Origin of the sequence: Streptomyces sp. NBC_00442, assembly GCF_036014195.1 — a bacterium.
Classification (GTDB): Bacteria; Actinomycetota; Actinomycetes; order Streptomycetales; family Streptomycetaceae; genus Streptomyces.
On the sequence record NZ_CP107918.1, the window covers coordinates 2,669,296 to 2,692,096 of the forward strand.

General features: G+C 70.9%; 26 protein-coding genes. 12 read left to right on the forward strand and 14 right to left on the reverse strand.

Annotated features, from left to right (window positions below; translation table 11 throughout):
* Nucleotides 1-17: 17 nt before the first annotated feature.
* Nucleotides 18-800, reverse strand: coding sequence for a SigE family RNA polymerase sigma factor (locus OG432_RS11880; RefSeq protein ID WP_328310583.1), 783 nt, complete (start codon nucleotides 798-800; stop codon nucleotides 18-20).
* 193 nt (nucleotides 801-993) lie between these two features.
* Between OG432_RS11880 and afsQ1 the strand changes: the two genes are divergently transcribed.
* From afsQ1 to OG432_RS11905, 5 genes are all read left to right on the forward strand, one after another.
* Nucleotides 994-1,671 (forward strand): two-component system response regulator AfsQ1, encoded by a 678-nt coding sequence (gene afsQ1, locus OG432_RS11885; RefSeq protein WP_189762146.1) that lies wholly within the window; start codon nucleotides 994-996, stop codon nucleotides 1,669-1,671.
* Between the two features lie 40 nt (nucleotides 1,672-1,711).
* Nucleotides 1,712-3,217 (forward strand): HAMP domain-containing sensor histidine kinase, encoded by a 1,506-nt coding sequence (locus OG432_RS11890; protein ID WP_328310588.1) that lies wholly within the window; start codon nucleotides 1,712-1,714, stop codon nucleotides 3,215-3,217.
* Nucleotides 3,214-3,843 (forward strand): hypothetical protein, encoded by a 630-nt coding sequence (locus tag OG432_RS11895; RefSeq protein WP_328310590.1) that lies wholly within the window; start codon nucleotides 3,214-3,216, stop codon nucleotides 3,841-3,843. The genes OG432_RS11890 and OG432_RS11895 overlap by 4 nt, the downstream gene beginning before the upstream one ends.
* Before the next feature lie 140 nt (nucleotides 3,844-3,983).
* On the forward strand, nucleotides 3,984-4,535 hold the full coding sequence (locus OG432_RS11900; protein ID WP_443058374.1) for a VanZ family protein: 552 nt from the start codon (nucleotides 3,984-3,986) through the stop codon (nucleotides 4,533-4,535).
* Nucleotides 4,536-4,629: 94 nt separating this feature from the next.
* Nucleotides 4,630-4,833: a PspC domain-containing protein gene (locus tag OG432_RS11905; RefSeq protein WP_328310594.1), complete on the forward strand. Its 204-nt coding sequence runs from the start codon at nucleotides 4,630-4,632 to the stop codon at nucleotides 4,831-4,833.
* A 9-nt stretch (nucleotides 4,834-4,842) separates the two neighbouring features.
* Here OG432_RS11905 and OG432_RS11910 read toward each other — a convergent pair whose 3' ends face one another.
* The 3 genes from OG432_RS11910 to OG432_RS11920 all read right to left on the reverse strand — a co-directional run bounded on the left by OG432_RS11910 (nucleotide 4,843) and on the right by OG432_RS11920 (nucleotide 7,213).
* Entirely contained in the window at nucleotides 4,843-5,559 is a 717-nt protein-coding gene (locus OG432_RS11910; RefSeq protein WP_328310596.1) for a hypothetical protein, read from the reverse strand.
* A gap of 77 nt (nucleotides 5,560-5,636) precedes the next feature.
* The gene (locus OG432_RS11915) at nucleotides 5,637-5,933 is read right to left on the reverse strand and encodes a hypothetical protein (protein ID WP_328310598.1); all 297 of its coding nucleotides are present in this window, start codon (nucleotides 5,931-5,933) and stop codon (nucleotides 5,637-5,639) included.
* A gap of 125 nt (nucleotides 5,934-6,058) precedes the next feature.
* Nucleotides 6,059-7,213: an adenosine deaminase gene (locus tag OG432_RS11920; protein ID WP_328310600.1), complete on the reverse strand. Its 1,155-nt coding sequence runs from the start codon at nucleotides 7,211-7,213 to the stop codon at nucleotides 6,059-6,061.
* A 114-nt stretch (nucleotides 7,214-7,327) separates the two neighbouring features.
* On the opposite strand from OG432_RS11920, the gene OG432_RS11925 reads away from it, so the two are divergent.
* Nucleotides 7,328-8,092, forward strand: a complete 765-nt coding sequence (locus OG432_RS11925) for an alpha/beta hydrolase family protein (protein ID WP_328310601.1) — start codon at nucleotides 7,328-7,330, stop codon at nucleotides 8,090-8,092.
* Nucleotides 8,093-8,097: 5 nt separating this feature from the next.
* On the opposite strand, the gene OG432_RS11930 is transcribed toward OG432_RS11925, so the two are convergent.
* Nucleotides 8,098-9,003, reverse strand: coding sequence for a LysR family transcriptional regulator (locus OG432_RS11930; protein ID WP_328310602.1), 906 nt, complete (start codon nucleotides 9,001-9,003; stop codon nucleotides 8,098-8,100).
* Between the two features lie 120 nt (nucleotides 9,004-9,123).
* Here OG432_RS11930 and OG432_RS11935 point away from each other — a divergent pair, with 120 nt between their 5' ends.
* Nucleotides 9,124-10,407, forward strand: coding sequence for an MFS transporter (locus OG432_RS11935; protein ID WP_328310604.1), 1,284 nt, complete (start codon nucleotides 9,124-9,126; stop codon nucleotides 10,405-10,407).
* Nucleotides 10,408-10,498: 91 nt separating this feature from the next.
* The gene (locus tag OG432_RS11940; RefSeq protein ID WP_328310606.1) at nucleotides 10,499-11,500 is read left to right on the forward strand and encodes a sigma-70 family RNA polymerase sigma factor; all 1,002 of its coding nucleotides are present in this window, start codon (nucleotides 10,499-10,501) and stop codon (nucleotides 11,498-11,500) included.
* Between the two features lie 154 nt (nucleotides 11,501-11,654).
* Here OG432_RS11940 and OG432_RS11945 read toward each other — a convergent pair whose 3' ends face one another.
* Nucleotides 11,655-12,185 carry a GNAT family N-acetyltransferase gene (locus OG432_RS11945; protein ID WP_328310607.1) on the reverse strand — a complete coding sequence of 177 codons (531 nt, stop codon included), beginning with the start codon at nucleotides 12,183-12,185 and terminating at the stop codon, nucleotides 11,655-11,657.
* A 142-nt stretch (nucleotides 12,186-12,327) separates the two neighbouring features.
* Nucleotides 12,328-13,431 (reverse strand): helix-turn-helix domain-containing protein, encoded by a 1,104-nt coding sequence (locus OG432_RS11950; RefSeq protein WP_328310608.1) that lies wholly within the window; start codon nucleotides 13,429-13,431, stop codon nucleotides 12,328-12,330.
* Nucleotides 13,432-13,600: 169 nt separating this feature from the next.
* Between OG432_RS11950 and OG432_RS11955 the strand changes: the two genes are divergently transcribed.
* The 4 genes from OG432_RS11955 (at nucleotide 13,601) to OG432_RS11970 (ending at nucleotide 15,882) form a co-directional block, all read left to right on the forward strand.
* On the forward strand, nucleotides 13,601-13,834 hold the full coding sequence (locus OG432_RS11955; RefSeq protein ID WP_328310610.1) for a hypothetical protein: 234 nt from the start codon (nucleotides 13,601-13,603) through the stop codon (nucleotides 13,832-13,834).
* Entirely contained in the window at nucleotides 13,831-14,094 is a 264-nt protein-coding gene (locus OG432_RS11960; protein ID WP_328310612.1) for a hypothetical protein, read from the forward strand. The genes OG432_RS11955 and OG432_RS11960 overlap by 4 nt, the downstream gene beginning before the upstream one ends.
* Nucleotides 14,095-14,559: 465 nt before the next feature.
* Complete coding sequence (locus OG432_RS11965) at nucleotides 14,560-14,703, forward strand: hypothetical protein (protein WP_328310614.1); 144 nt, start codon at nucleotides 14,560-14,562, stop codon at nucleotides 14,701-14,703.
* Nucleotides 14,704-14,709: 6 nt separating this feature from the next.
* A complete protein-coding gene (locus OG432_RS11970) occupies nucleotides 14,710-15,882 on the forward strand; it encodes a methyltransferase domain-containing protein (RefSeq protein WP_328310615.1) in 1,173 nt (390 codons plus the stop codon).
* A 96-nt stretch (nucleotides 15,883-15,978) separates the two neighbouring features.
* On the opposite strand, the gene OG432_RS11975 is transcribed toward OG432_RS11970, so the two are convergent.
* The 7 genes from OG432_RS11975 to OG432_RS12005 form a co-directional block, all read right to left on the reverse strand.
* Complete coding sequence (locus OG432_RS11975; RefSeq protein WP_328310617.1) at nucleotides 15,979-16,305, reverse strand: STAS domain-containing protein; 327 nt, start codon at nucleotides 16,303-16,305, stop codon at nucleotides 15,979-15,981.
* A gap of 19 nt (nucleotides 16,306-16,324) precedes the next feature.
* On the reverse strand, nucleotides 16,325-16,915 hold the full coding sequence (locus OG432_RS11980) for a Uma2 family endonuclease (RefSeq protein WP_328310619.1): 591 nt from the start codon (nucleotides 16,913-16,915) through the stop codon (nucleotides 16,325-16,327).
* A 110-nt stretch (nucleotides 16,916-17,025) separates the two neighbouring features.
* Entirely contained in the window at nucleotides 17,026-18,303 is a 1,278-nt protein-coding gene (locus OG432_RS11985) for a thymidine phosphorylase (protein ID WP_328310621.1), read from the reverse strand.
* Between the two features lie 105 nt (nucleotides 18,304-18,408).
* A complete protein-coding gene (locus OG432_RS11990) occupies nucleotides 18,409-18,801 on the reverse strand; it encodes a cytidine deaminase (protein WP_328310623.1) in 393 nt (130 codons plus the stop codon).
* A complete protein-coding gene (locus tag OG432_RS11995) occupies nucleotides 18,798-20,087 on the reverse strand; it encodes an ABC transporter permease (protein ID WP_328310625.1) in 1,290 nt (429 codons plus the stop codon). Before OG432_RS11995 ends, OG432_RS11990 begins: the two co-directional genes overlap by 4 nt.
* Nucleotides 20,084-21,208: an ABC transporter permease gene (locus OG432_RS12000; RefSeq protein ID WP_328310627.1), complete on the reverse strand. Its 1,125-nt coding sequence runs from the start codon at nucleotides 21,206-21,208 to the stop codon at nucleotides 20,084-20,086. Before OG432_RS12000 ends, OG432_RS11995 begins: the two co-directional genes overlap by 4 nt.
* A complete protein-coding gene (locus tag OG432_RS12005) occupies nucleotides 21,205-22,770 on the reverse strand; it encodes an ABC transporter ATP-binding protein (protein ID WP_328315075.1) in 1,566 nt (521 codons plus the stop codon). Before OG432_RS12005 ends, OG432_RS12000 begins: the two co-directional genes overlap by 4 nt.
* Nucleotides 22,771-22,801 lie beyond the last annotated feature (31 nt).

A 22,801-nucleotide genomic window follows, 5' to 3' on the forward strand; every position in this document is an offset into this window, starting at 1 on the left:
TCCCCTCCCCCGGGCCTTCAGGCCACCAGCTCGCCGAAGGACTCCTCCTCGTCACGGCCGAAGCTGAGGACGTCGTCCTCGCGCAGCCGGCGCAGCGAGCGCCAGATGCTGGACTTCACCGTGCCGACACTGATGTCCAGTATGTCCGCGATCTCCGGGTCGGTACGCCCCTCGTAGTAGCGCAGGACCAGCATCGTGCGCTGCGTCTCGGGAAGGCGGGCCAGCGCCTGCCAGAGCACCGCGCGCAGTTCGGTGCCGCGCATCGCGTCCGTGTCGCCCGCCGTCTCGGGCAGCTCCTCGGTCGGGTACTCGTTGAGCTTGCGCCGGCGCCAGGCGCTGATGTGCAGATTGGTCATGGTGCGGCGCAGGTAGCCGCCGACCGCCGCCTTGTCACTGATGCGGTCCCAGGCGCGGTAGGTGGAGAACAGCGCGCTCTGCAGCAGGTCCTCCGCCTCGAAGCGGTCGCCGGTCAAGTGGTAGGCGGTGGCGTACAGGGAGGCGCGGCGCTCCTGGACGTAGGCGGTGAACTCCGCCTCCGACGCGGTGGCCGGCTCCCCCGAGCCCTCCCGGTACGCCGCCTCCCCGGTTCCCCCCGGATTGTTGCCCGCGGCCGGAACCGCGGGAGCGTCGAGCACCGTCATGTAGGGCACGAGCCCCTGCTGTGCCGACGACGAGTGCTGACGTCCGGCGCTGCGAGCGCACCCCCGCATGCTCGCGGCACCGGACTTCTCGGTGCTCCGTACGACGTCGTGGAGACGCGTCACAACTGCGCCGGAGTTGGTGCTGTGCAGTGCGTTCATCTCGCGCCCCCCGTCGGGTGGAGTCTGTGTTTCATCGGCGTGCTTGGTTACGAGGAAGAGCCTGCACGGGCAGTTTCATGGGGTTGTCCGCCAAGTGTCACGAGCCTGTCACAGGGGCCTGTGAACGGGGTGGCGCGGGTCAGGGGCCGGACGGGGGTCGTGCTCATCTCCCCCATGGGCCAGAATGACCTCCGTGCCTTTCCTGTTGCTGATCGAGGACGACGACGCCATCCGCACGGCCCTCGAACTCTCCCTGTCACGCCAGGGCCACCGTGTGGCCACCGCGGCGACGGGAGAGGACGGTCTGAAACTGCTGCGCGAGCAGCGGCCGGACCTGATCGTGCTGGATGTGATGCTGCCCGGGATCGACGGTTTCGAGGTGTGCCGCCGGATCCGGCGCACCGACCAGCTGCCGATCATTTTGCTGACCGCGCGCAACGACGACATCGATGTGGTGGTGGGCCTCGAATCCGGGGCCGACGACTACGTTGTCAAGCCGGTCCAGGGGCGGGTGCTCGACGCCCGGATCCGGGCGGTGCTGCGCCGCGGAGAACGGGAGGCCACCGACTCGGCGGCGTTCGGCAGCGTGGTGATCGACCGGGCCGCGATGACCGTCACCAAGAACGGCGAGGACCTCCAACTCACGCCCACCGAGCTGCGGTTGCTGCTCGAACTGAGCCGCAGGCCCGGCCAGGCGCTGTCCCGTCAGCAGCTGCTCAGGCTCGTCTGGGAGCACGACTACCTCGGCGACTCCCGGCTCGTCGACGCCTGTGTGCAGCGGCTGCGCGCCAAGGTCGAGGACGTGCCGTCGTCGCCGACCCTGATCCGTACGGTCCGCGGCGTCGGCTACCGCCTGGACACCCCGTCGTGAATCCGTCGCACCGTCCCCGTCCCCCCGAGAAGCAGGGCAAGTGAAGCGAGCCGTACTCGCCGGTCTGCGCTGGACCAGTCTGCGTCTGCGGCTCGTCGTCGTGTTCGCGCTCGTCGCGCTCACCGCCGCCGTCTCCGCGTCCGGCATCGCGTACTGGCTCAACCGCGAAGCCGTACTGGTCCGTACGCAGGACTCGGCGCTCAATGACTTCCGCCAGGGCATGCAGAACCGGGCCGCCTCCCTTCCGCTCCAGCCGACCGAGCACGACCTCCAGGTGGCCGCGCAGCAGATGGCGGACAGCTCCAACTCCCGTTACAACGTGGTGCTCGTGGACGAGCGCGCGCCGGGCAAGCCGATCGTGGGCGCCTCCAGCCTCGACGACTTCACGCTCGACGACGTCCCCGCGTCCTTGCAGGAAGCGGTCACGAAGAAGCAGAAGGTCACCCAGGCCAACGCCTACCCGTACCACCTGTTCTGGCAGCGGATCACCCTGCACGGCCGTCCGTACCTGGTCGGCGGCACGAAGGTCATCGGCGCCGGTCCGACCGGCTACATGCTGGCCCCGCTCGACCAGGAGCGGCGCGACCTCAACTCCCTCGCCTGGTCCCTCGGCATCGCCACCTTCCTCGCACTGCTCGCCTCCGCGCTGCTCGCGCAGGCCGCCGCGACCACCGTGCTGCGGCCCGTCCAGCGGCTCGGGGACGCGGCGCGCCGGCTCGGCGAGGGCAAGCTCGACACCCGTCTGAGGGTCTCCGGGACCGATGAACTCGCCGATCTGTCAAGGACGTTCAACCGCACGGCCGAGAACCTGGAGAAGAAGGTCACCGACATGAGCGCGCGCGAGGAGGCGAGCCGCCGTTTCGTCGCCGACATGTCGCACGAGCTGCGTACGCCGCTGACCGCGCTGACCGCCGTCGCCGAGGTCCTCGAAGAGGAGGAGGACAGCCTCGACCCGATGATCGCGCCCGCGGTGCGGCTCGTGGTCTCCGAGACGCGGCGGCTGAACATCCTGGTGGAGAACCTGATGGAGGTGACCCGCTTCGACGCGGGCACCGCCCGCCTCGTCCTGGACGACGTGGACATCGCCGATCAGATCACCGCCTGCATCGACACCCGGGCCTGGCTGGACGCCGTCGAACTCGACGCGGAGCGCGGCATCATGGCCCGCCTCGACCCGCGCCGCCTGGACGTGGTGCTCGCCAACCTGATCGGCAATGCCCTCAAGCACGGCGGCTCCCCGGTGCGGGTCGCGGTCCGTGTCGAGGGCGATGAGCTGGTCATCGCGGTACGCGACCACGGACCGGGCATCCCCGAGGACGTGCTGCCGCACGTCTTCGACCGGTTCTACAAGGCCAGCGCCTCGCGGCCGCGCTCGGAGGGCAGCGGGCTCGGCCTGTCCATCGCGATGGAGAACGCACACATTCACGGCGGCGACATCAGCGCCGCCAACTCGCCCGAGGGCGGCGCCGTTTTCGTGCTGCGCCTTCCCCTGGACGCCACCCCGCCCGCCGGCCCCGAGACGCCGGAAGGAGGCACGGAGCAGTGAGAGGACGTGTCCACCGGACAGCCGCCGTGCTGGCCGGGCTGCTCGCGCTGACCGCCACCGGCGGCTGCGGCATCCGCCCCACCTCCGTGCCCGTCGACGCGGGCCCGGCTCCGTCGAGGGTGGCGTGCACGGTCCCGCAGAACGCCATGACCCCGCAGTTCGAGGGGGTCACCGTCGAGGTCTATCTGGTGTGCGGCGCCCAGTTGGTCACGGCGGAGCGTTCGGTGCGCGTCCCCGAGAACAAGGGCACGGCCGACCGGGTGCGCTTCGCGCAGACGCTGCTGGACGAGCTCATCGCCCAGCCGTCGGACGCCGAGAAGGACGCCGGGTACACCACGGAGGTCAAGGGCCCGCTCACCGTCACCGCGGCCCGTGCCCATGACCCGGCCGGCGCCCTGCGGCTGAGCCGCGAGCCCGACGACCTGTCGGCGCTCGCGCTGTCGCAGGTGGTGTGCACGTACGCGGAGAACACCCCGGCCGCGCCCGGCACCCAGCAGGTGCTGCTCGGCGGCCCCGGCGAGGACCCGGCGCGCGGCTACACCTGCACCTCCGAGATGAAGTCCCGTCCGGACAACGCGGCCACCCTCGGCGAGATCCCCGCGCCCCTGCGGTCGCCGGGCTCCTAGGATCGGTACGGCGGCCGTGCGCGGGGCGGGGGCGGCCGCCGTCGACGTGGCGGCCCCGGGCGCGGGTGTGACGCGTCACGCACCCGGAATCTCCCGGGACCGGCGGAACCGTTCGCGGCGCGGGCCGCGTCTTGGGCAGCGTGCAGCAGCATCATGGTCAGGACGGCAGCGCCGTCATCCGGTTCCGCGTGGCGGGATGTGTGCTCCTCCTCGCCCATCTGCTGCTCGTGGCATGGGTCACGCTGAGGCCGCGGGACGTGATGTGGGTGACGGCCACCAATCTCACGCCGTTCGCCGGCATCAAGGCCGACCTCGCGCTCGGCCCCCTGGAGGCGGCCCACCGGATCGGCGAGGGCCTGCTGCTCCTTGCCCCGCTGGGGATACTGCTCCCCCTGGCCGGCGGGCGGCTCTCCGTCTCGCCGTTCGCCTCGCTGGTACGCACCGTCCTGGCCGGGGCGCTGATCTCGCTCGGCATCGCGCTGCTCCAGACGTCGGTGCCGGGGCAGGTGCCCGATGTGGACGCGCTGCTCCTGAACACGGCGGGCGTGGCCCTCGCGCACCTCGCGGTGGTGCCGGCGGGCCGGCGGGGCATCCGCCGCAGGAACCAGCGCGTGAGCCCCGCGCCCGTCCTTCGGGAGGACTCCCCTCAGGGACGTACCCCGACGATTCCCAGGGTCGGTATCGCCCCGTAGCCCGACGCCCCGTGCGGCGGCGGGCGCGACCATGGACACATCGCGAGGGAGTCCACGCAGAGCGGCTCCCCTCCAGCTCCCGAAGGAGCCTTCCATGAGCGCCCCTCTCATCCGCCCCACCGAAGGCCGCAGGATCGGCGGGGTGTGCGCCGCACTGGCACGGCGCTTCGGCACCTCCGCCACGACGATGCGCGTGATCTTCCTCGTGTCGTGCCTGCTGCCGGGACCGCAGTTCGTGGTCTATCTGGCGATGTGGGCGCTGATCCCCGCCGAGAAGTCGCCGCGCGCCGCCTGGTAGTGCCGGCGCTCAGCCCGGCGGCGTCCGGGAGAGCTTGGTGAGCTGCGCGTCGGCCACCTCGTGCGGCACGGTGACCGTCGAGGGCGCCCGCTCGGACAGGTCGATCGCCATGAACCGCACGACGGTCGCGCCGCGGCGCACCACGACGATGTGCACGGGTGCGCTCTCGCCCTGGCCGAGCACCGACGCCGTCCAGCTGACCGATTCCTCGCCCGCGACGGCGTACGGCAGGCTCCGCACGTTCCGGTAGGCGGCCGCGTGGCCGTCGAGCACGGTGCCGAAGCCGGCGCCGCAGCGGGTCACGGCGGTGCGCAGCCGGGCGAGCAGGTCCCGGGCGTCGGGGGCGGCGTAGTCGGAGAGCGACGCGGACACGGCGAGACCCGGGGTGTCGTGCGAGCCGAGCCCGCGGCTCACGGTCGCGCGGGCGCGGTCGTCGGGCCGTTCGCCCATCACCTCGGCCAGGGGCGCGCAGGCGTCGCGATCGGCCCGCGGGGTGCCCCGGGTGTCGTCGGGCGCGGGATCACCGGAGACCTGGTAGCCCGGTACGTCGCCCGCGGCGAGCGCGGCGCGTTCCAGGGCGGCCTGGGCGGCCGACGGCCGGGAGGCGCCGGCGACGGATTCGACCGGCCCGTCCGGTCCGGTGCAGGCGGCCGCGGCGAGCAGCACGGTCAGGGTGAGCACCGCCGCTCGGGCGGATGCCTTGGCACGCGTGACCCGGAGCCGCATGATCCCGACCCTACTCACACGCCGCGGGGGCGCGCACCCGGCTCATGGGTGTGCGCCCCCGCGGGGGTCGGCGTGGGTCAGCCGGAGAGGCCGGGCAGCCCGCCGCCGGCGAGGTTGCTCGCCACGGGGCCGGTGGGCAGGCCGCCGAGCAGCCCGGCGACGGGGTCGGAGCTGGTGCCCTTCTGGCCGCCGGCCAGCGCCTCGGGGGAGGCCGCGGGCAGTGCCCGGGAGACGAGGCCGAGCGGGGTCCCGGCGGTCACGGTCGACAGCGTGCCCATCGGGAGCGCGGGGGCGGCGGACGCCGTCCCGGCGGCAGCGGCGGCGAAGGCGGCACCGAGGGCAACGACACCGAGCGTCCTGGCAGACTGCTTCATCAGAAATTTGTCCTTGGGGTGGGGAGGGTGAGCGGCTCGCCAAGTTAGTCAGCGAAACGTCCTGGCCGCAAACACCCGAAAACGGCCGGTCGTTCACACGTCCGGCCGTTCTACGCTCCCCGCAATCAGCCGCCCGTGACCGCGGAACCGCTGGTCGTAGCGGTCTGCTGGAACAGCCATTCGGACTTCAACTCGGCATAACCGGGCTTGATCACGTCATTGATCATGGCCAGTCGTTCGTCGAAAGGAATGAATGCTGATTTCATCGCATTGACCGTGAACCACTGGATGTCATCGAGCGTGTAGCCGAAGGCATTCGCCAGGTGCTCGAATTCCTGGCTCATGCTGGTGCCCGACATGAGACGGTTGTCCGTGTTGACCGTCGCGCGGAAATGCAGCTTGCGCAGCAGCCCGATGGGGTGGTCGGCGTACGAGGCCGCGGCGCCGGTCTGGAGGTTGGAGGTGGGGCACATCTCCAGCGGGATCCGCTTGTCGCGCACGTACGAGGCGAGCCGGCCGAGCTTCACGCCGCCGTCCTCGGCGACCTCGATGTCGTCGATGATGCGTACCCCGTGGCCGAGCCGGTCGGCGCCGCACCACTGGAGGGCCTGCCAGATCGACGGCAGGCCGAAGGCCTCGCCGGCGTGGATGGTGAAGTGGTTGTTCTCGCGCTTGAGGTACTCGAAGGCATCGAGGTGACGGGTGGGCGGGAAGCCCGCCTCCGCGCCCGCGATGTCGAAGCCGACGACGCCCGAGTCCCGGTAGGAGTTGGCGAGTTCGGCGATCTCCAGGGCGCGGGCGGCGTGCCGCATCGCGGTGAGCAGCGCGCCCACCCGGATGCGGTGGCCGCCCGCGCGAGCCCGCTTCTCCCCTTCGCGGAAGCCCGCGTTGACGGCCTCGACGACCTCGTCGAGGGTGAGGCCCTGCTCCAGGTGCTGCTCGGGCGCGTACCGCACCTCGGCGTAGACGACGCCGTCCTCGGCGAGGTCCTCGGCGCACTCGGCGGCCACCCGGAACAGCGCGTCGCGGGTCTGCATGACGGCGCAGGTGTGCGCGAAGGTCTCCAAGTACCGTTCCAGGGAGCCCGAGTCGGCGGCCTCGCGGAACCAGATGCCCAGCTTGTCGGGCTCGGTCTCGGGCAGGCCTTCATAGCCTGTGTCGCGGGCGATGTCGATGATGGTCCCGGGACGCAGGCCGCCGTCGAGGTGGTCGTGGAGCAGCACCTTCGGGGCACGGCTGATCTGATCCGGGGTGGGCACGGATGCGGTCTGGCTCGTCATCCGGGCACTCTAGCCCCTACGCGCGTAGATCGCCGGGTGTCCGAACGCCGCCGATACGTAACAGTGACCGTGCGGACGGGTGGCGTACACCCCGGCTTCTGAGACTGTTCTGCCATGGCACAGCAAGCGATTCCCCTGCCTGCTGCCCGGCTGGGACGGGCCGTCGGTGCGACCGGCACCGGCGCGACGGTCAGCGGCGTGGTCCTCGTACTGCCGGACGGCGACCCCGTCTCGGTACGGCGGCCCTCCCCCGTGGCGTACGCGGCCGCGCTGCCGCTGGCCCGCAGACTGGCGCGGGACGGACGAGCAGCGGGTCTGGTGGCGCACGGCGTGCACTACCGCGGCAACGGCTGGAACGGCGGCGACGCCCGGCTCGCCCTGGACGCGGAGTGGGCGGCCGACGAGGCCGTGCGCCGCTACGGAGACGTGCAGGTGTGCCTGGCCGGGCACGGCATGGGCGGCCGGGCCGCGCTGCGGGCGGCGGGCCATCCCGCCGTCAACTCCGTTCTCGCACTTGCCCCTTGGATCCCGTCGGACGATGTGGCGGCCGATCCGGAGCCGGTGAAGCAGCTGGTGGGGCGGCGCGTGATGATCGTGCACGGCACCAATGACGCGCGCTGCGATCCGGAGCTGTCCTTCCGGCTCGCCGAGCGCGCCAAGAAGGCCAACCGGGACACCTGCCGTTTCGAGGTCCACTCCGACGGCCACGCGATGCGCCAGCACCGCCCCGAAGTCCACGCGCTGGCCGTGGACTTCGTGCTCGGCACGCTGCTCTCGCGCCCGTACGCCCGCCCGGTCGAGGACGCCTTCGCCGCGCCGCCGCCGCTGGGGCTGCGCATGCCGCTGGCCTCGGGATTCGGCAAGTCCCTTCGCCCCTGAGGGAGTTACTCGGGGATCAGCTTGCCCCGCCGGGAGAGCAGAAAGGCCTTGAACGCGGCCACCGGCGGGGTGTCGGGATGCCCGTCGAGCCACGCCACGCCGATCTCGCGCACCGCGCGCGGCGCGGTGACGGTCAGCTCGACGACGCCCGGCCGCGCCACCGCGGGCGGCGGAAGCAGGGCCACGCCGAGCCCGGCCGCGACCAGGCCCCGCAGGGTCTCGGCCTCCTCGCCCTCGAACGCGATCCGCGGCGCGAACCCGGCCTCCGCGCACAGGTCGTCGGTGATGCGGCGCAGGCCGTAGCCGGGTTCGAGGGTCACGAAGGTCTCGTCGGCGGCCTCCGCGAGCCGCACCCGCTTGCGCCCCGCGAGCCGGTGGTCGTCGGGTACCACCAGGCGAAGACGCTGCTCGTCGAGGCGCCGGGCCACCAGGTCGGGCGCGTCGGGCACCGGCGAGGTCAGACACAGGTCGAGCCCGCCCGCGCGCAGCCGCTCGATCATCGCCTCGCCGTAGTTCTGTACGAGGGTGAAGCGGATGCGGGGGTGGTCGGCCCGGAAGGCGCGGATGAGGCCCGGCACGGTCTCGGAGCCCATGGTGTGCAGGAAGCCGAAGGCGACCTTGCCGGCCGCCGGGTCGGCGTCCGCGCGGACCGACTCGGCGGCCCGGCCGACCTCCGCGAGCGCCCGCTCGGCGGAGCCGAGGAAGGTGCGGCCCGCGGCGGTCAGCGCCACGGTGCGGCCCTTGCGCGCGAACAGGGCGACACCCAGGTCCTCTTCGAGGCGGACCATGGCGCGCGAGAGGGTCGACTGCGGCACGCCCAGCTCCTGAGCGGCGCGGGTGACGTGCTCGTGCCGGGCCACCCCGACGAAGTACGCGAGCCGCGGCGCGAGCGCCAGCGCGGCGTCTTCCATGGATTCTTCGTAACTGTTCAATGACACGCGCGCCTCTGAACTGGGCTGATGCAGGAGTGGATCGATTATCCCCCATCTGTGCATTGGACGCATAAATGCAGGCGGGCCTACGGTCTTGGCATGCCTCCCGCCAGTACCGGGGCGTCCACCACCGTGGCCGCCTCGACCTCGCCGTCCCCGCTCCAGCTCACCCCGGGCGCCGCCGGTTACCGCCGGATGAGCTTCGCGCTCTTCGCCGCCGGTGTCGCCACCTTCGCCCTCCTCTACTCCACGCAGGCCCTGCTGCCGCTGATCTCCGCGGACCTCGGGGCCACGGCGAGCGCGGCCAGCTGGACGGTGTCGGCGGCCACCGGCGCGCTCGCCCTGTTCGTGCTGCCGCTCAGCGCCCTGTCCGAGCGGTTCGGGCGGACCCGGATGATGACGGTGTCCCTCGCGGTCGCGGTCCTGGTGGGCCTGCTCGTCCCGTTCGCACCGAACGTGGGCTGGCTGGTGGCGCTGCGCGCGGTCCAGGGCGCGGCGATCGCGGGCCTGCCCGCGTCGGCGATGGCGTACCTGGCGGAGGAAGTGAAGCCGAAGGCGCTGATCGCGGCGATCGGCCTGTTCGTCGCGGGCAACTCGATCGGCGGCATGAGCGGACGCATCCTGACCGGCTGGGTCGCGCAGGCCTGGGGCTGGCGCGCGGCACTGCTCTCGGTGGGCGCGCTGGCCGCGGTGTGCGCGGTCGTCTTCAAGCTGCTCCTCCCCAAGGCCCGCAATTTCACGCCGGGTTCGCTGAACCCGCGGGCCCTGGCCCGCACCGTGCGCGGCCACCTCACCGACCCGCTCCTGGTCCGCCTGTATGTGATCGGCGCGCTGTTCATGACGGTGTTCGGCGCGGTCTACACGGTGATCGGCTACCGGCTCACCGCGGCGCCGTTCAACCTGCCGCAGGGCCTGATCGGCTCGATCTTCCTGGTCTACCTGGTCGGCACGGTCTCCTCGGCCACCGCCGGCAAGCTGGTGGCCCGGGTCGGCCGGCGCGGCGCCCTGTACCTGGGCGTGTCCACGACCGCGGCGGGCCTGCTGCTCTCCCTCGCCTCCTCCCTGCCCGCGATCCTGGCCGGCCTCGTCCTGATCACCGCGGGTTTCTTCGTGGGCCACTCGGTGGCCTCCTCCTCGGTCAGCCACACCGCCAAGCAGGGCCGCGCCCAGGCGTCCGCGCTCTACCAGTCCGCCTACTACCTGGGCTCCAGCGCGGGCGGGACGCTCGGCGCGGTCGCCTTCCACGCGGCGGGCTGGCCGGCCACGGTGCTGCTCGGGCTCCTCGCGGTCCTGGGCGTCGTCTCGGTCACCCTGTACGGATCGCACGCGGCCCGCGCCGAGCGCCGCAGCCACGGCCTGCACCTGGCACACGCCCGCCACTGACCTGCGCCTTCTTCGGTAACCGCGCGATTGTCAGTGGGGTCCGGTAGCTTCCGAAGTGCTGGTATCGCGCGGCACGACACGGGGTGGACCGATGAGTGATCTGGTTACGGCGGCGGACCTGGACGTACGCCTCGAAGAGCACCGCAGAGAGCTGACGGGGTACTGCTACCGGATGCTCGGCTCGGCCTTCGAGGCGGAGGACGCGGTGCAGGACACGCTGGTGCGGGCGTGGCGCAGCATCGACAAGTTCGAGGGCCGCTCCTCGCTGCGCTCGTGGCTGTACCGCATCGCGACCAACGTGTGCCTGGACATGCTGACCGCGGGCAACAAGCGGGCCCGCCCCATGGACCTGACCGCCGCCACCCCGGTGGCCAACGCCCAGCTCAACTCCCGCCCGGAGGTGACCTGGCTTGAGCCGGTGCCGGACGGGCGGGTGCTGCCCACGATCGAGGACCCGGCGGAGGCCGCGCTCGCCCGCGAGTCGGTGCGGCTCGCCTTCGTCGCAGCCCTCCAGCACCTGCCGCCCAAGCAGCGGGCGGTGCTGATCCTGCGCGAGGTGCTCGCCTGGAAGGCGGCGGAGGTCGCCGAGCTGCTCGACACGACGGTCGCCTCGGTCAACTCGGCGCTCCAGCGGGCCCGTTCGACGCTGGCGGAATCGGAGCCCAAGGAGACGGACGCGGCGGACCCTCTCGACGACGAACAGCAGAAGCTCCTGGACCGGTACGTGGCGGCCTTCGAGGGCTACGACATGACGGCCCTGACCGCGCTCCTCCACGAGGACGCCACGCTGTCCATGCCGCCGTACGACCTGTGGCTGCGCGGCCACGACGACATCGTGGGCTGGATGCTGGGCGTGGGCTCGGTCTGCCGGAATTCCCGCCTCGTGCCGACGGTGGCCAACGGGACCCCGGCCTTCGCCCACTACCACCCCGATCCCGCGGGCGGGTTCACCCCCTGGGCGCTGATGGTGATCGAAACGACCGGGGGCAAGATCTCCGGCATCACGTCCTTCCTGGACACGTCCCGCTGGTTCCCCCTCTTCAACCTCCCGGCCCGCCTCGACGAGGACGGCGACCCGGCCCCGGCGCGCTGAAGGACAGGGCGTCCGGGCGGCACCAACAGCCGACAGCTGGACAAGATTGCTCTCGTCCACCAGGCGGGTCCGGCTCCGTCCTCGCGCCTGACACGACTCCCTGATCAAGTCACCGATGGCCATGTGGTCAGCGGAGGCGCCCCTCGGGCCGCAGTCACCGAGACCCGGCGGCCGGTCCGCAAGCCTTCTCCAGGAGGGTGAACGACTTGGGTGCACCGCCCGGCTGCGGTTTGTCCGCCGTGTGGCCGACGACCTGGTAACCAGCGTTCAGGTAGTAGGAGTTCAGGCGCGCGTTGCCGGCCAGGCAGTCCAGACGCGCGAATGCCCGCCCCGTCGCCGCTATGCGATGCTCTGCGGCACGCAGCAGGAGCCGCCCCGTCCCCGGCTGCACGTTGCTGCGGGCGATCGTCAGCCGATGCACGTAGCCGGCCACCGGCGGCTGCGGTCCCCAGGCGTCCTCGTCCTCCCACCACAGCTCCCATGCCCCGGCCACGCGGCCATCAGCCTCGGCGAGCCAGACCTCACCACCGGCCATGGTCCTGCGGAAGTGATCCTGGTCGAGCTGACCGGGCTCCCACTGGCCGGTGATGCCTTGAGCGAGCATCCAGCGGGCGGCGTCGTCACGCAGTCGGACCAGAGTGGCGAGGTCGGTCTCCTCGGCGAGGCGGAAGCGCAGATCGTTCACGTCGCGATCCTCCCATGGGCTCCCACGGGCGCTCGATCTCACTGGTCGTTGACGCGGAGGTCGTCGGTTGCACCGCCGACGGCACCTGCCTTCCAGTTGAGCGGGAGGCCCGGCGCTTCAGGGGGTAGGGGCGGGCTTCCCCTCACCGCTGAATCTCGCGCATGAGCATGCGCAGAGTAAGACTGTGCTTTTCGGGTGGCAGAGCATCCATGGCCGCCTGTGCGTAAGCAGTGCCGCCCTCCTGATCGCCGGCACGCGCCAACATCAACCCTCGGTGCAGTTCCAAGTGCGTGGCGAACCGTGGCAGTTCTGGGGGGAGTTCCGCGCGGGCCGCGTCCTGTGCTTCAACCGCTCCGCGCTCATCACCGAGCCGGGCCAACAGCAGCGAACGGAATACGTTCAGCCGCCAGTGAGGGACCGCATAGTCCGAAGTTTGCGCATGCGACCCCGCCTTGTCGAAAATGCGTCGCCCCTGCGTGTCCAGTTGGAGGGCCGTTTCACGGTCACCCCGGAGCGCCGCCGCGTGCGCCTTGCCATAGATCGCGTTCAGGAGCCCCAGCGAGGGTTTGTCGCTGATCTCCAGAGCCTGTTGCGCGAGCACGTCCGCGACGCCCAGCGAAGCCCCTTCGTAGCCCAGGGCGATAGCCGCACGGCCCCGCACCCACACTCGGGTCGCACCATCCCCCGACTGATCGGCGGCCCTCGCGGCCATGCGGTACCAGTGAACTGCCTTGGACCCGTCTGATCCCGGAAAGGTCTTGGCGTAGAGCGTCATGAGCCGCGAAGCCACTGACCAGAGGTGCGGCGTATCGAGTTGTTGCTGCACCACCACCAGCTCGCCGGAGATCCGGCGTTGAATGTCCGCGGCGCCGAGCGACATGTACTCGGTGCCGTACGTGGCCAGCTTGCTCTCCCAGGCATCCGCCGTGGGCCCACCCGTCAGACGGGCGGCGAACCCCGCGGAGAGGAGGTCAGAGGCGATCACAGGGGCTATGGCAGCTCCGGCAGCATCCGTCAGAAACGTGCGTCGATTCACTTCACCCTCAAGGACGGCTAGCGGCACGTCGAGAACAGCCGACAGCTTGGCAAGGTAGAAGGCCCTGGGCGTGACCTTGCCGCGCCACCATTTGCTGACGTACTCACGGGTCAGGTTCGTGCCATACCGCTCATTGATCTCGTCCGCCAGGCGGGTCTGGCTCCATCCTCGCGCCTGACACAACTCCCTGATCACGTCACCGATGGCCATGGGCCCATGGTGCCCCAGAGAGACCCTGCCGTCCTGTAACTCCGGTCAGCGAAAACGTACTTGCCCCTACTTATGCCCCTAGTCGGCACCCTTCCCGACCGCGACAGTGTCCGAGCAGTGACACACCGCAATGAAGAGGTGACCTCATATGACAGTCGAGCCACCGGTCGTGGCCATCCGAACCGAGGTGTTCACCGAGGGGACCGCCGAGTACGTGGTGGACACGGCGAACGGCAACAAGATCGGCGCAGTGCAAGAACGCTTCGAGGGGAGCGTGTACCTCCGCCCGCCGGGTGGCGGTGTCGAGTGGACCACCCCGCCCGAGGCTCTGCGCCACCTGTCGGCCGCCGAACTCACTCAGGCACGCGTATGCGATACGCCGGTTGAGGGGCGGCGCCGATGAGCAGCGAGAGCACAGCGCGGTTCGCGCGCTACTCGGTCGCGGCGCTCCCGGACGCAGCCTTCCGCGTCTCGGCCACGTGCACGAACGGGGCGTGTCACTACGTGGTCCTGCCGACGGCAACGACCGACGAGGTGAGCCAAGCCATGCGGGAGCACACGGCTCGCACCGGTCACGCCATGTTCTCCCGCACGATCCAGGACGCGGCCGTCGTAGTGCCGGCCGACCGGGCCGAGCAGGCCGAGGCAGAAGGCACCGAGTAGCCACCGCACGCGTCCAGCAGTGACGGCAAGTGGCGCGAACTGTTCGGCGGGGTAAGGGTGTTGGCCCCGGCCAGGCCGGCCCGCATCCACTGTGCAGGCAGGAAGTCGACCATGTGGCGAGCGAAGAGGCTGGAGAGTGAGCATGGAAGACAAGTCCGCTGCCAAGGCGGTCCAGTTCGAGTACGTGACCTACACGGTGAAGCGCGAGACATGCCCGGCCTGTCACCAACCGATCCCCCTCCACCTGCCCGCCCGGCGGGGCTTGCTCGCCGACAGGGACGGACCGCCCGGTGTCGCCTATTGGCACCCTCGGTGCGCTGAGGACGACGGGACCCGGCGGTGAGGTCCGTAACCGGCACGCGCAGCACATCGCCGTCATGGATCGGGTCGACAAGACCCCCACACACTCCCACCCCGCCAGGGTGGGGCAGCATCCCCCCACCATCACGAGTGAAGGAGCATCACATGTCGAAGCACGGCGGCGGTACCGGAAGCGGCCAGGGCGGCAGCCAGCAGGATGACGGCAGCAGCGGACGCGGGCACGGTGGCGGCGGTTCCGAGACGAGCGGTGGCAACTCCTCCGACGGCTCCGGCCCCGCGAAGAAGTAGCACCGGATGATCACGCGCACAGAGGGGGCGGGCCCTGCGGGGCTCGCCTCCGCGCTCGTTGCCTCGGGCGCCCTGCAACCGGACTGGCTGCCCGCCTTCCGCGCGGTTCCCCGGGACTTGTTCGTCCCTGACCGCATCTGGCCGGGCATCTCCGACGGCACCCGGCAGAACCCACTGATCGACCGCAGGAAGGACCCGGACGCGTGGCTCCGGGCGGTGTACTCCGACATCCCGCTGACTACGCAATGGGACGACGGCAGCCACACCGGGGATGGCCTGGGCAGGACTCCGTCGAGCTCCAATTCCCAGCCCCGCATGGTGTTCTCCATGCTGGCCGATCTCGACGTGCGGGACGGGCTCCGGCTCCTGGAGATCGGGACGGGAACTGGCTGGAGTTCGGCCCTGCTCGCTCACCGGCTCGGCAAGGGGAACGTCGTCTCCGTCGAGTACGACCCCGAGGTCGCGAAGGCGGCCGGAGAGCGTCAGCGCAGAGCCGGGCTGTCTCCCTTGGTGATCGTCGGAGACGGACAGCTCGGCCACGCGGGTGGGGCCCCTTACGACCGGATCATTGCCACCTGTTCAGTCGGATGGGTTCCGGGAGCGTGGGTGGACCAGACACGCGTCGGCGGGCTGATCGTGGCTCCCTGGGGGACGCTGTACGGGGGTGAGGCCATCGTCAGGCTGAGCGTGGAGGGCGACGGGACCGCCGGCGGGCGGTTCACGCGCTCCAGTGCGTTCATGCGGCTTCGGCAACAGCGCCCTGGCCTGCCCCCGCATGACGCTTTCCTCAAGGGCGAGGCGTGGCCGGCCGACGGCGCCGCGACCACGACCGGGCTTTCCCCCGCCAAGGTGGGCGGCTGGGTGGAACAGTTCGCCATCGGGCTCCAGATGTCCGGGGCGTTCTGGAGCGTGGAGCGCTACGGCGACGGCTCGTACACGCTGTGGACGTACAGCACCGACCTGCTGTCGTGGGCGTCCGCCGATTACGAGCCGGAGGCGGACTCCTTCGCGGTGGTGCAGAGCGGGCCACGACGCCTGTGGGACGAAACGGAGGCCGCGTATCTCTGGTGGGAGGCGCGGGGCCGGCCGGGGTTTGACCGGTTCGGGCTGACCGTGGGTGGCGACGGTGAACGGGCCTGGCTCGACTCCCCGGACAACCCCGTTCCGGCGGTGAGCTGACGGCCCGCACTGGAACCCGCGCAGGAAGGTGCACGCACGGGAAAGTGAGGCAAGGGGCGCGGCCAGCCGCGCACCGACTCGCAGCCGAGGGCGGGTTCACGGCGCCTCCGCCCCCAGCCCCGCCAGCTCCAGCAACGCCACAAGCCCGGCCCCGGCGCCCCGCATCCGCAGACGCCCCCCGGCCCGCCGGGCGGTCAGCCGCAGCCGGGCCACCGCCTCGACCGCGGCGAGGTCGGCCCGGGTGAGCGCCGCGAGGTCGCACACGACCTCCCTCGCCCCACCCCCGTACAGCCCGCGCAGCCGCTCGCAGAGGAGGGGAACGTCGGCGAAGGTGAGCGGGTCGGGGAGGACGAGGACGGCGTGCTGCTCCGCGGGGTCGGTGGCTTCCACACCGATGAGACCGGCGCGGGGTGCCGAACTCATCGGTGGGGATGCGGGAGGGCTAGCGAACCGGGAAGCCTCCGGTGTCGATTTCCAGGTCGAAGGGGGCGGGCAGCGACAGCTTCTCGCCGTATTCGACCGTGGCGAGCACCCGGTAGGTGCCGTCGTGCGGTTCGCCGTAGAGCGTCGCGGTCGGTCGGCCCGAGTGCCAGGGGTCGAGCAGCAGGTACAGCGGCACACCGGACTTGGCACAGCCGTGGGTCTTCATCACCCGGTCGTGGTTCGCGTTGCTCTTGGAGGTGATCTCAACGACGAGCTCGGCGTCCTCCGCGGCGGTACGGCCGTCCGGTCCTTGGCGCAGCCGCGCACGCGGCATCACCAGCAGATCGGGCACGTAGAGGCCCGCGCTCTGCTGGAGGACGACCCCCAGCGTCTGGTAGATCGCCCAGCCGTCCGGCAGCACGGTGAGGAGCTGCTGCTGCACGAGCCAGGCGGTGTCATTGTGTTCTTCGGACGGTGCCGGCGACACGGTGACGATCCCCTCGATGATCTCCACCTTGCAGCCCTCGGGTGCGTCCGTCCCCTCCCAGATCCGGACGATGTCGTCCCACTCGTGGCCGGTGCCGGAGTGGTCGACGGTGGGTGCGCTCACGGCGGTCTCCCTGCGTCGGTTCGTCACGCAGTCCAGCATGCCGAACGGGACCGGCGGAGGTCCACCGATCCCGTTCACCCGTACGAGGGTCCAACCAAAAGAACCCCAGCTCAGGCGATACGTTCCCGCACGATCGGCGTCGCCGAGAACGCCGTGCCGGCCGGCGCCACGTCGTAGGATCCGGACACCGACTCAAGCGCGTACTCGAACTTCTCCGGCGTGTCCGTGTGCAGGGTCAGCAGGGGCTGGCCCGCGGTGACCGTGTCGCCGGGCTTGGCGTGGAGTTCGACGCCCGCACCCGCCTGCACCGGGTCCTCCTTGCGGGCGCGGCCCGCGCCGAGGCGCCAGGCGGCCACGCCGATGTCGTACGCGTCGAGGCGGGTCAGGACGCCCGAGGAGGGGGCGGTGATGACGTGCTGCTCGCGGGCGACCGGGAGCTTCGCGTCCGGGTCGCCGCCCTGCGCCGCGATCATCCGGCGCCACACGTCCATCGCGGAGCCGTCGGCGAGGGCCTTCGCCGGGTCGGCGTCCTTGATGCCCGCCGCGTCCAGCATCTCGCGGGCGAGCGCGATGGTGAGCTCGACGACGTCGGCGGGGCCGCCGCCCGCCAACACCTCGACGGATTCCCGCACTTCGAGGGCGTTGCCGGCGGTCAGGCCGAGCGGGGTGGACATGTCGGTGAGGAGCGCCACCGTCTTGACGCCGCTGTCGGTGCCCAACGCGACCATCGTGGAGGCGAGTTCGCGCGCGTCCTCGATGTTCTTCATGAACGCGCCGGTGCCGACCTTCACGTCCAGGACGAGCGAGCCGGTGCCTTCCGCGATCTTCTTCGACATGATCGAGCTGGCGATGAGCGGGATGGCTTCGACCGTGCCGGTCACGTCGCGCAGCGCGTAGAGCTTCTTGTCGGCCGGGGCCAGGCCGTCGCCCGCCGCGCAGATGACCGCGCCGGTGGTGTCGAGGACGTTCAGCATCTCCTCGTTGGAGAGCAGCGCGCGCCAGCCGGGGATGGACTCCAGCTTGTCGAGCGTGCCGCCGGTGTGGCCGAGGCCGCGGCCCGAGAGCTGCGGCACGGCCGCGCCGCACGCGGCGACCAGCGGGGCGAGCGGCAGGGTGATCTTGTCGCCGACGCCGCCGGTGGAGTGCTTGTCGGCGGTCGGGCGGGAGAGCGAGTCGAAGTTCATGCGCTCGCCGGAGGCGATCATCGCGGCGGTCCAGCGGGCGATCTCCGTGCGGTTCATGCCGTTGAGAAGGATCGCCATGGCCAGGGCGGACATCTGCTCGTCCGCGACCACGCCGCGCGTGTAGGCGTCGATGACCCAGTCGATCTGCTCGGGAGACAGCTCGCCCCGGTCTCGCTTGGTGCGGATGACGGAGATGACGTCCATGGCATTCCTTCCGGCTTGGTGCACGTTGGTACATACGCGACTCTACGCGCATAGAGGGGAGTTGAAAGTGCGGCCCCCGCACGGACAGTGCGGGGGCCGCGGAGGTTACTTCAGGTGGTCCGGGCCGAAGGCCTGCGGCAGCATCTCGGCCAGCGTCAGGATGCCCTTCGGGGTCTCCAACACGAGCTCGGGACCGCCGAATTCGAAGAGCAGCTGGCGGCAGCGGCCGCACGGCACGAGCACGTCGCCGTGGCCGTCGACACACGTGAAGTGCGTCAGCCGGCCGCCGCCGGACAGCTGGAGCGCCGAGACGAGCCCGCACTCGGCGCACAGGCCGATGCCGTACGAGGCGTTCTCCACGTTGCAGCCGGTGACGGTGCGCCCGTCGTCGACCAGGGCGGCCGCCCCGACCGGGTAGCCCGAGTACGGCGCGTACGCGCGGGACATGGCCTCGCGCGCCGCCGTGCGCAGCGCCTCCCAGTCGGGCGTCGGCGTCACTTGCCCTGGCCCTTCCGGTAGCGCATGCCGTCCGCCTTGGGCATCCGCAGACGCTGGGCGGAGAGCGAGAGGACGAGCAGCGTCACGACGTACGGCGTGGCGCCGACGAAGTCGCCGGGCACGTCGTCGGTGACCAGGTACCAGACCAGGATGAGCGCGGCCATCACCGCGCTGATCACGGCCTGGATCATCGCCTTCTTGTACGCCTTCCAGCCGGCCAGCGCCGCGAGCAGCACGACGAGCAGGAGCAGCAGGGCGTGCACGGTGGTGCCGCCGTTGCGCAGCTGGAGCGCGTCGGAGAAGCCGAACAGGCCGGCGCCCATGGCGAGTCCGCCCGGACGCCAGTTGCCGAAGATCATCGCGGCGAGGCCGATGTAGCCGCGGCCGCCGGTCTGGTTCTCCAGGTAGATGTGCGAGGTGACCAGGGCGAGGAAGGCGCCGCCGAGGCCGGCGAGGCCGCCGGAGACGGCGACCGCCGCGTACTTGTAGGAGTACACGTTGACGCCGAGCGACTCGGCCGCGATCGGGTTCTCGCCGCAGGAGCGAAGGCGCAGGCCGAAGGCGGTCTTCCACAGCACCCACCAGGTGCCGACGAAGAGGCCCACGGCGATGACGGTGACCCAGGAGACCTCGGTGACCAGGCCGCCGATGATGCCGGCGAGGTCGGAGATCAGGAACCAGTGGTGGTTCTGGAGGGATTCGAGACCGGAGGACAGACCCGGGATGGAGAAGCTGGGCAGTGCGTCCGCGGGCGGGGACTGCTTGGGGTTGCCGCCCTTGACCTGGGCTTCGCCGCCGTTGAAGAACAGCTTGGCGAGGTACTGCGTCACGCCGAGCGCGAGCAGGTTGACCGCGACACCGGAGACGATGTGGTCGACGCCGAAGGTGATGGTGGCGACCGCGTGGATCAGACCGCCGAGGACGCCGAAGCCGATGCCCGCGAGCAGGCCGAGCCAGGGGCTGGACTGCCAGCCGATCCAGCCGGCGCCGAAGGTGCCGAGGATCATCATGCCTTCGAGGCCGATGTTGACCACGCCGGCCCGCTCGGACCACAGACCGGCGAGGCCCGCGAGCCCGATCGGCACGGCCAGGCCGAGCGCGGCGCTGATCTGGCCCTCGCTGGTGAGCTGGTCGGCGCCGGTGATCATGCGTACGGCGGAGACGAGGATCAGCGCACCCGCGATGATCATCAGGACCTGCGCGAGGGAGAACTTGCGCTTGGCGTTGCCCCGCTTGACCCCGGCCGGAGGCGGTGGGGTCGTGGTCGTTTGGGTCGTGACGCTCATGCCGTCACCTCCGTCTCGGTCTTGGCGGCCTGGGCCGCGAGCTCGGCGCCGACGCGCTGTTGCTGGCGCTTGAGGCCGTAACGGCGGACGAGTTCGTAGGCGATCACGACGCACAGGACGATGACGCCCTGGATCACGCCGAGGATCTCCTTGTCGTAGCCGATCACTTCGAAGTGGCCGGTGGTGCGCTCCAGGTAGCCCCAGAGCAGCGCGGCGAGCGCGATGCCCACCGGGTGGTTGCGGCCGAGCAGGGCGATGGCGATGCCGGTGAAGCCGAGCCCGAGCGGGAAGCTGTTGTCGAACTGGTGGCTGTCGTTGAGCAGCGTCGGCATGCCGACGAGACCGGCCACCGCACCCGAGATGATCATGCTGGTGACGATCATCTTCTTGACGTTGGCGCCGCTCGCGGCGGCCGCCGACTCGGACTGGCCGACGGCCCGCAGGTCGAACCCGAAGCGGGTGCGGCCGAGCGTGAACCAGTACGCCACGCCGACGAGCACGGCGACGACGATGAAGCCCCACAGCTGTCCTGCCGGGCCCATGTCGATGGTGAAGAACCAGGACGACGTCGGCAGCGGCTTGGTGGAGACCAGCGTGCCGGCCTCGTCGAGCTGGCCGAGCCGGTCGGGCTGGAGCAGATAGGCGATGATCGCGGTCGCGATGGCGTTCAGCATGATGGTCGAGATGACCTCGCTGACGCCCCGGGTGACCTTGAGGATGCCCGCGACCGCCGACCACATCGCGCCGACGAGCATGGCGACGATGATGATGACCGGGATCTGCACGATGCCGGGCAGGCTCATCGCGCCGCCGACGACGGCCGCGAGGAACGCCGCGAGGCGGTACTGGCCGTCGACGCCGATGTTGAAGAGGTTCATGCGGAAGCCGATGGCCACCGCGATGCCCGCCAGGTAGTACGTCGTCGCCTTGTTGAGGATGTAGACCTGGCTATCGCTCGCCGAGCCGTACGACAGCATGTCGTTGAAGGCCGGGAACGGGTTCTTGCCGGTGGCCAGGATGATCAGGGCGGTGACGACAAGGGCCGCGACGAGCGCGAGCACGGGGGCCGCGATCGCGAGGAGCAGCTTCTCCTTGTCGATCCGGGAGGTGAGCTTCTTCATCGGTCCTCTCCCCCAGCGTTCTCCTGGTGCTCCAGGTGGCCGGTGGCGGCACCGGTCATGGCGGAGCCCAGTTCCTCGGGGGTGATCGTGGCGGGGTCGGCGTCGGCGACCAGACGGCCCCGGTACATCACCCGCAGGGTGTCGGACAGGCCGATCAGCTCGTCCAGGTCGGCGGAGATGAGGAGCACGGCGAGGCCCTCACGGCGGGCCTCGCGGATCTGGTCCCAGATCTGCGCCTGCGCGCCGACGTCCACGCCCCGGGTGGGGTGCGCGGCGATCAGCAGCTTGGGGTTGTGGCTCATCTCGCGGCCGACGATCAGCTTCTGCTGGTTGCCGCCGGACAGCGACGCCGCGGTGACCTCGATGCCGGGGGTGCGCACGTCGTACTCGCGCACGATCCGCTCGGTGTCGTGGCGGGCGGCCTTGTTGTCGAGGAGGGCGCCCTTGGAGTTGGGCTTCTCGGTGACGTGTCCAAGGATGCGGTTCTCCCACAGCGGCGCTTCCAGGAGCAGGCCGTGGCGGTGGCGGTCCTCGGGGATGTAGCCGACGCCGGCCTCGCGGCGCTTGCGCGTCGGGGCCGTCGAGATGTCGGCGGCGCCGAGCGTGATGACACCGCCGTCGGGGATGCGCATGCCCATGATGGCCTCGACGAGCTCGGCCTGGCCGTTGCCCTCGACACCGGCGATGCCGAGCACCTCACCCTTGTGGATGGTGAAGCTGACCGAGGACAGCACCTCGCGCACCATCCCGTCGGGGTCGGTGGCGGCCAGGCGCAGGCCGTCGACCTGGAGCATCGGCGTCGTGGTGACGGTCGACTCGCGGGTCTCGGGCGAGGGCAGCTCGCTGCCCACCATCAGTTCGGCGAGCTGCTTGGTGGTGGTCGTGCGGGGGTCGGCGGTGCCGACGGTGGTGCCGCGCCGGATCACCGTGATCTCGTCGGCGACCGAGAGGACCTCGCCCAGCTTGTGCGAGATGAAGATGACGGTCAGGCCCTCGGCCTTGAGCTCGCGCAGGTTGTCGAAGAGCGCCTCGACCTCCTGGGGGACCAGGACCGCGGTCGGCTCGTCGAGGATGAGCGTGCGCGCGCCGCGGTAGAGGACCTTGAGGATCTCCACGCGCTGGCGGTCGGCGACTCCGAGGTCCTCGACCAGGACGTCCGGGCGGACGCCGAGGCCGTACGCGTCGGAGATCTCCTTGATCTTGGCGCGGGCCTTGGAGCCGATGCCGTGCAGCTTCTCGCCGCCGAGGACGACGTTCTCCAGGACGGTCAGGTTGTCGGCCAGCATGAAGTGCTGGTGGACCATGCCGATGCCGAGCGCGATGGCGTCCGCGGGGCTGGAGAAGGAGGCCTGGGTACCGTCGATGGTGATGGTGCCCTCGTCCGGCTTCTGCATGCCGTAGAGGATCTTCATCAGGGTCGACTTGCCGGCGCCGTTCTCACCGCACAGCGCGTGCACGGTGCCCTTGCGGACGGTGATGTCGATGTCCTTGTTGGCGACGACACCGGGGAATCGTTTGGTGATGCCGCGCAGTTCGACGGCGGGAGGGCTGGACGCGTTGATGGCGCACTCTCCTCGTGGGCAGGAGCAGGGG

Coding starts and splice junctions, on each gene's coding strand:
- OG432_RS11905 (WP_328310594.1), top strand. CDS start 4,630: ATGAGCGCCCCTCTCATCCGCCCCACCGAAGGCCGCAGGATCGGCGGG.
- OG432_RS11965 (WP_328310614.1), top strand. CDS start 14,560: ATGTCGAAGCACGGCGGCGGTACCGGAAGCGGCCAGGGCGGCAGCCAG.
- OG432_RS11970 (WP_328310615.1), top strand. CDS start 14,710: ATGATCACGCGCACAGAGGGGGCGGGCCCTGCGGGGCTCGCCTCCGCG.
- OG432_RS11880 (WP_328310583.1), bottom strand. CDS start 800: ATGAACGCACTGCACAGCACCAACTCCGGCGCAGTTGTGACGCGTCTC.
- OG432_RS11985 (WP_328310621.1), bottom strand. CDS start 18,303: ATGGACGTCATCTCCGTCATCCGCACCAAGCGAGACCGGGGCGAGCTG.
- OG432_RS11950 (WP_328310608.1), bottom strand. CDS start 13,431: ATGGCCATCGGTGACGTGATCAGGGAGTTGTGTCAGGCGCGAGGATGG.
- OG432_RS12000 (WP_328310627.1), bottom strand. CDS start 21,208: ATGAAGAAGCTCACCTCCCGGATCGACAAGGAGAAGCTGCTCCTCGCG.
- OG432_RS11910 (WP_328310596.1), bottom strand. CDS start 5,559: ATGCGGCTCCGGGTCACGCGTGCCAAGGCATCCGCCCGAGCGGCGGTG.
- OG432_RS11975 (WP_328310617.1), bottom strand. CDS start 16,305: ATGAGTTCGGCACCCCGCGCCGGTCTCATCGGTGTGGAAGCCACCGAC.
- OG432_RS11920 (WP_328310600.1), bottom strand. CDS start 7,213: ATGACGAGCCAGACCGCATCCGTGCCCACCCCGGATCAGATCAGCCGT.
- OG432_RS11935 (WP_328310604.1), top strand. CDS start 9,124: ATGCCTCCCGCCAGTACCGGGGCGTCCACCACCGTGGCCGCCTCGACC.
- OG432_RS11940 (WP_328310606.1), top strand. CDS start 10,499: ATGAGTGATCTGGTTACGGCGGCGGACCTGGACGTACGCCTCGAAGAG.
- OG432_RS11995 (WP_328310625.1), bottom strand. CDS start 20,087: ATGAGCGTCACGACCCAAACGACCACGACCCCACCGCCTCCGGCCGGG.
- OG432_RS11960 (WP_328310612.1), top strand. CDS start 13,831: ATGAGCAGCGAGAGCACAGCGCGGTTCGCGCGCTACTCGGTCGCGGCG.
- OG432_RS11925 (WP_328310601.1), top strand. CDS start 7,328: ATGGCACAGCAAGCGATTCCCCTGCCTGCTGCCCGGCTGGGACGGGCC.
- OG432_RS11930 (WP_328310602.1), bottom strand. CDS start 9,003: ATGGAAGACGCCGCGCTGGCGCTCGCGCCGCGGCTCGCGTACTTCGTC.
- OG432_RS11915 (WP_328310598.1), bottom strand. CDS start 5,933: ATGAAGCAGTCTGCCAGGACGCTCGGTGTCGTTGCCCTCGGTGCCGCC.